The 5,545-nt window shown below is 52.3% G+C and carries 6 protein-coding genes; all 6 read left to right on the top strand.

Translation table 11 applies throughout. From position 1 onward, the window contains the following. The first annotated feature begins 39 nt into the window (after positions 1–39). Positions 40–2,295 carry a CBS domain-containing protein gene (locus tag GTN70_10975; GenBank protein ID NIO17487.1) on the top strand — a complete coding sequence of 752 codons (2,256 nt, stop codon included), beginning with the start codon at positions 40–42 and terminating at the stop codon, positions 2,293–2,295. Beyond that, the gene (locus GTN70_10970) at positions 2,267–2,998 is read left to right on the top strand and encodes a site-2 protease family protein (GenBank protein NIO17486.1); all 732 of its coding nucleotides are present in this window, start codon (positions 2,267–2,269) and stop codon (positions 2,996–2,998) included. The genes GTN70_10975 and GTN70_10970 overlap by 29 nt, the downstream gene beginning before the upstream one ends. An 18-nt stretch (positions 2,999–3,016) precedes the next feature. Then, a complete protein-coding gene (trpS, locus tag GTN70_10965; protein ID NIO17485.1) occupies positions 3,017–4,006 on the top strand; it encodes a tryptophan--tRNA ligase in 990 nt (329 codons plus the stop codon). Continuing rightward, entirely contained in the window at positions 4,003–4,746 is a 744-nt protein-coding gene (locus GTN70_10960) for a segregation/condensation protein A (protein NIO17484.1), read from the top strand. Before trpS ends, GTN70_10960 begins: the two co-directional genes overlap by 4 nt. A 34-nt stretch (positions 4,747–4,780) precedes the next feature. Next, complete coding sequence (scpB, locus tag GTN70_10955; GenBank protein ID NIO17483.1) at positions 4,781–5,416, top strand: SMC-Scp complex subunit ScpB; 636 nt, start codon at positions 4,781–4,783, stop codon at positions 5,414–5,416. Beyond that, positions 5,397–5,545: pseudouridine synthase (locus GTN70_10950; GenBank protein ID NIO17482.1), on the top strand; the 149-nt coding region annotated here is incomplete at its 3' end. The genes scpB and GTN70_10950, both read left to right, overlap by 20 nt.

The following is a 5,545-nucleotide window of genomic DNA, read 5'->3' as shown; positions in this document are numbered from 1 at the left end:
ACCACGACGATTTTGGTCGAAATGCTCAGGGAGCGGGGAATGGAGATAACAGAGGATGAGGCCACGGTCATGATGCTCGGGATCTACGAGGACACGGGATTTTTGAGCTATGCCTCGACCACCGTGGAGGATTTCAGGGCGGCCACCTATCTGCTCGAGAAGGGGGCAAACCTCGCTATAGTAAGAGATATTCTCAGCAGGGACCTTACCGCCGAGCAGGTGTACCTCCTCTATGATCTCATCAACTCCTCTTCCGTTTTGACGATACACGGAGTCGATGTGGTAATTGCCGAGGCGAAAAGGGAGTTTTACGTGAAAGACATGGCGGTGGTGGTGCACAAAATGAGGGATATCCAGACCATCAACGTTTTGTTTGCTATTTGTCAGATGGGAGACAGGGTCCTTGTTATCGCAAGGAGCAGGAGGAGCGATGTAGATGCCGGAGCAGTGATGAGGGAGTTCGGTGGGGGAGGGCACTGGTATGCAGCCTCGGCGACTGTAAAGGAGATCACGTCGATCCAGGTGCGGGAAAAGATCATATCCCTGCTCTCCGAGAAAATTATCCCGAGGAAGACGGCCGCAGACATAATGGTCTCCCCCGTGAAGACGGTTCAGCACAAAACCTCTCTGGAGGAGGCCCACAACATACTGACCAGGTTCAACATCAATGCTATGCCGGTAACGAAAGGCGGAAAAATTGCGGGCATCATCACCAGGCAGATCGTCGAGAAGGCTCTTTACCATCACCTGGAATCGCTCAGCGTTGAAAATTACATGCTTACAGATTTTCAAAAGATTACGGCTGATGAAAGCATAGACAGAGTCCAGGATATCATCATCGGAACGAACCAGCGGCTTCTCCCCGTGGTGAGAAGGGGGGCCCTGGAGGGCGTCATCACCCGGACAGACCTCATTCGGTACCTGCACGATCTGAGGGAAGTGGGTGTTCTCGAGAAGGAGAAGGATACGGAGAGGTACTATTCGAGGAAGAAAATCATCACGAATCTCATGAGAGAGCGCCTTCCCGGAAGTGTCTTTTCGCTCTTGGAGAAGGTTGGGCAAACTGCCGAGAGGGCAGGGATGAAGGCTTTCGTCGTGGGAGGTTTTGTAAGGGACCTTCTCCTGCGTGAGGAAAACTTTGACGTCGACATCGTCATAGAGGGTAACGCGGTTGAGCTTTCCCACAAGCTATCAGAGGAGATCGAGTGCAGGGTGAGAAGCCACACGAAATTCGGGACTGCAGTGATCATCTTTCCCGATGGATTCAAGATGGATTTTGCAACAGCGAGGGTGGAGTACTACAAAGAGCCGGCTTCTCTCCCCGTGGTGGAATACAGCTCGATCAAGCATGACCTCTACAGGAGAGACTTTACGATAAACTCCCTTGCCATCAGTCTCAATCCTTCTCACTTTGGGGAGGTGATAGACTTCTTCGGCGGGCAGCGTGATCTCAAGGATGGGATCGTGAGGGTTTTGCACAACTTGAGCTTCGTGGAAGACCCGACCAGAATACTCAGGGCAATAAGGTTTGAAAAGAGATTTTCATTCAAAATAGGCAAGCAAACGCTCCTCCTTATCAAAAACGCCATCAAGCTCGACCTTCTGGAGAAACTTCCGAGGACCAGGGTGTATGCCGACCTGGAGCTCATCCTGAAGGAAGATAAGGTAATCGAGATAATAGAGGAGATGGGCAAGCTCAAGATCGGGCCGGCGATACACAAGAAAATGAGATTCGACAGGGAAAGTATCGCTCTTTTCAGGGAAATGCGGGAGGTCTCTGTCTGGTTCAATCTTCTATACCTCGAAACGCGTTACGAGATATGGATTTGCTATCTCCTGGTGTTGTTCGATCCGCTCCTGAAGGAAGAGGCTCTCTCCCTGGCGAGGTCGAAGGGGATACGGAAAAGGGTTCTCGACATTCTCCGGATAACCAAGGAGGAAGCTGAGAAGGTAATCTACCGCCTGCTGACAACGAGGACCATATCCAAGAAATTGATCTTCGATCTTCTATCCCCCCTTCCGGTTGAAACCATCCTCTACATAATGGCCAAGGCAAAGAGCGAAGATATAAGGAGGTATATTTCTCTGTATTTCACCAGGCTGAAAAACATAAAGATAAGCCTTTCCGGCCACGACCTGATCGGGCTCGGACTCAAGCCCGGGCCTTTGTTCAAGAAGATTTTCAATGATGTTCACGAGAAAAAACTTGTAGGGGAGCTGACTACGCACGCACAGGAGATCGAATACGTAAAGAGCAGGTACGTGGATGATTTTCCCACCAAGGAGACGGGGTAAATTGGAAGAGATAATCAGGAAAGTGGCAATTTATGCGATACCCCTTCTGGTGGCGATCACTTTTCACGAGGTCGCACATGGATACGTCGCGGATAAGCTCGGCGACCCCACGGCCAGGCTTCACGGCAGGCTCAACCTCAACCCCCTGAAACACATCGACCTCTTCGGTACCATTCTCGTTCCCCTCTTTCTCATACTGTCCAAGTCACCGGTTCTTTTCGGATACGCCAAGCCCGTTCCCGTTAACGTTCTGAACCTGCGGGATCCTCGCCGGGGTATGGTCTATGTTTCGGCTGCCGGCCCGGGAACGAACATTGCTCTTGCCCTTTTATCCGGCATTGGCTTCAGGCTCATCAAATTCCTCTCTCCCGGGAGCGTTGCGACCGTCATGAGAGAAGGCCTGCACGCCGCTCCTTCCGGCGGCTGGCAGGTATTTCTCGTTCCCATCGTCATCATGCTCATCGTTTCGACGCAATTTAACATTCTCCTGGCCCTTTTCAACCTGATTCCGATACCGCCCCTTGACGGGGGGAGGATTGTGACCGGTATGCTTCCCGACGACATGGCCGAATCTTTTGCCAGGATTGAACGATATGGAATGTTTATCCTAATAGGGCTACTCTTTTTGAACCCATTTGGTATAATTAGCCGATTTCTGGGATCGGGAATTCATATCCTGAGCTCCCTGTTTTTGGGGAGCTAGGTTCAGGAGGACGGTTATTTGAGCAAGAAAATCGTTCTTTCCGGCATGAGGCCCACGGGGAAACTCCACCTGGGGAACTATTTCGGGGCAACCGTCAACTGGGTAGAACTCCAGGAAAGGGGTGATACGGACTGCTTCTACTTCGTTGCGGACTGGCATTCCCTCACCACCGATTACGATTCGACGGAGGAAATAGCGGGGAACATCAAAGAGATGGTTGCAGACTGGCTGGCCTGTGGCATCGACCCGGAAAAGTCGACGATTTTCATCCAGTCGGCGGTCAAGGAGCATGCGGAACTCAATTTGATACTCTCCATGATAACGCCGCTTCCCTGGCTGGAGAGAAATCCGACGTATAAGGAGCAGATGAGGGAACAGGAAACAAGGGACCTGCACACCTACGGCTTTCTCGGGTATCCCGTCCTTCAGGCGGCTGACATAATCATGTACAAGGCAAATCTCGTCCCGGTGGGGATCGACCAGGTGCCCCACGTGGAGCTCACAAGGGAGATAGCAAGGAGGTTCAACCACTTTTACGGGGAGGTGTTCCCACTCCCGGAGCCATACCTCACGGAGACGCCGAAACTGCTCGGTATCGATAACAGGAAGATGAGCAAGAGTTACGACAATGCCATATACCTTTCCGATAGCGAGGAAGAACTCAATTCGAAGGTTATGGAAATGATCACCGACCCTCAGCGGAAAAGGAGAAGTGACCCCGGCAATCCTGAAATCTGCAATGTTTTCTCTTTCCACAAAATGTTCTCGGAAGACGAGACGGTCCAGAGAATCAGAAGAGAGTGTCAAACGGCCGAGATAGGGTGCGTTGAATGCAAGAGGATAATGGCAGAGGGGCTGAATAGGTTCATCACGCCGATACGGGATAAGAGGAGTGAAATCCTCAAAAACGAGTCTTTGTTGAATATCGTTTTCGACAGAGGGTCGAAAAGGGCCGGGGAAAGAGCCGTTCTGACCATGAGGGAGACCAGGGAGGCGATAGGGATTTGAATGAAAAACCGGAAAATGTTCTTTTCTCACTTCCCCTGTTGAAATTCGATGGGCCCCTCGACCTTTTGCTTCACCTGGTGAGAAAAAACCAGCTGGACATCAGTGATATCCCCATTGCCGAACTGACGGCACAGTACCTTGAATACCTCGATCTGATGCGGACCCTCAACGTTGAAATGGCGAGCGAATTCCTCGTGATGGCCTCAACGCTCATATACATCAAATCCCGCGCGCTCCTTCCGAGGCATGAGGGCATCGATGACGAACCTGATCCTGAGGACATGAAGCGGGAGCTTTCCAGGAGGTTGATGGAATACGAAAAGTACAAGGAAGCGGCATCCCGGCTCGCAGAAGGGCCGGTTTTAAACCGGGATGTTTTCAAGAGAATGGAGACACCGGGGCACGATTCTCTCTCGTCGGGATCGCTTGAATTGATAGAAGTGAGCTTCGCCGATCTCCTCACTGCCTTCAAACGGGTATTGGACAGGGTGGGGGGAGATTTGACCCATGACATTTCGATTGACAGGCTCAGCATTTCCGATGCGATGACGTTTTTGGTCGACAGGCTCACCCGGTCGCCCGTCCTTACTTTCAGTGAGGTGATGGATGAGGTGATGACCAAATCCGAGGCGGTGTCATTTTTTCTCGCTCTGCTCGAACTCGCAAAGATCGGAACCATCGGTCTCTATCAGGCGGGTCCGTTCGAGGAGATCACGCTGGTGGCAAAAGCCCTGGATTGAATGGGGAAGGGGAACAATGGGGGAGCAGGGGGAAATGATAAAGAGGGAAGGGAAAAACGGGCCGGTCAGGCGGCTGTCATCCATCATCGAGTCCATGTTGCTCGTATCGCCTACCCCATTGACGGAGGAAAGGGCCAGAAAGGTCCTCCCCCATTACGACAAACAGTCCTTCGATGAGGCCATCATGGCTCTTCAGAATAAGTACAGCGGTGAGTCCGGCATTCTCCTGGAGAGGGTTGCGGGAGGATACCAGTTGAGGACCAATCCGGCCAATCAGGATTACGTAAGGGCTCTCCTGGAGTCAAGGCCCCCGAGGCTGTCGCGGGCTTCTCTTGAAACTGTTTCGATAATTGCCTACAAACAGCCGATCACGCGGGCTGAAATCGAGGATATCAGGGGGGTTGATTCTCAGGGGGCCATAAAAACCCTGATGGAGAGACGGCTCATCAAGGTGGTGGGGAAAAAGGAAGTGCCGGGCAGACCCTTTCTCTTTGGGACGACAAAAGAGTTTCTCGAGCTTTTCGGGCTCGAGAGCCTCTCGGTCCTCCCGTCGATATCCGAGCTGGAAGAAATTCTCGGCTCTCGCGGTGAAGACGTGGCGCCGGGAAGTGCAGGTGACGAGAATGAGCCCGGAAGGGTGCATGAAGGTGATGGCGAAAGTACGGATTAACCGGTATCTCGCCCAGTCAGCGGGGCTGTCGAAGAGAAAGGCCGACGAGGCGATCGCCGAGGGAAGGGTTTCCTTGAACGGCAGGGTCATGTTTGACAAGGGAAAGCATTTAGACCCCGAGATGGACGA

The organism is Deltaproteobacteria bacterium (assembly GCA_011773515.1).
Lineage (GTDB): Bacteria > Desulfobacterota > Deferrimicrobia > J040 > J040 > WVXK01.
This window is presented reverse-complemented; position numbering and strand designations above follow the sequence as displayed.

Bases quoted from the DNA above. Each gene is read 5' to 3' on its own strand.
- GTN70_10975 (NIO17487.1), top strand. From the start codon at position 40: ATGGAGATAACAGAGGATGAGGCCACGGTCATGATGCTCGGGATCTAC.
- GTN70_10970 (NIO17486.1), top strand. From the start codon at position 2,267: ATGATTTTCCCACCAAGGAGACGGGGTAAATTGGAAGAGATAATCAGG.
- scpB (NIO17483.1), top strand. From the start codon at position 4,781: ATGATAAAGAGGGAAGGGAAAAACGGGCCGGTCAGGCGGCTGTCATCC.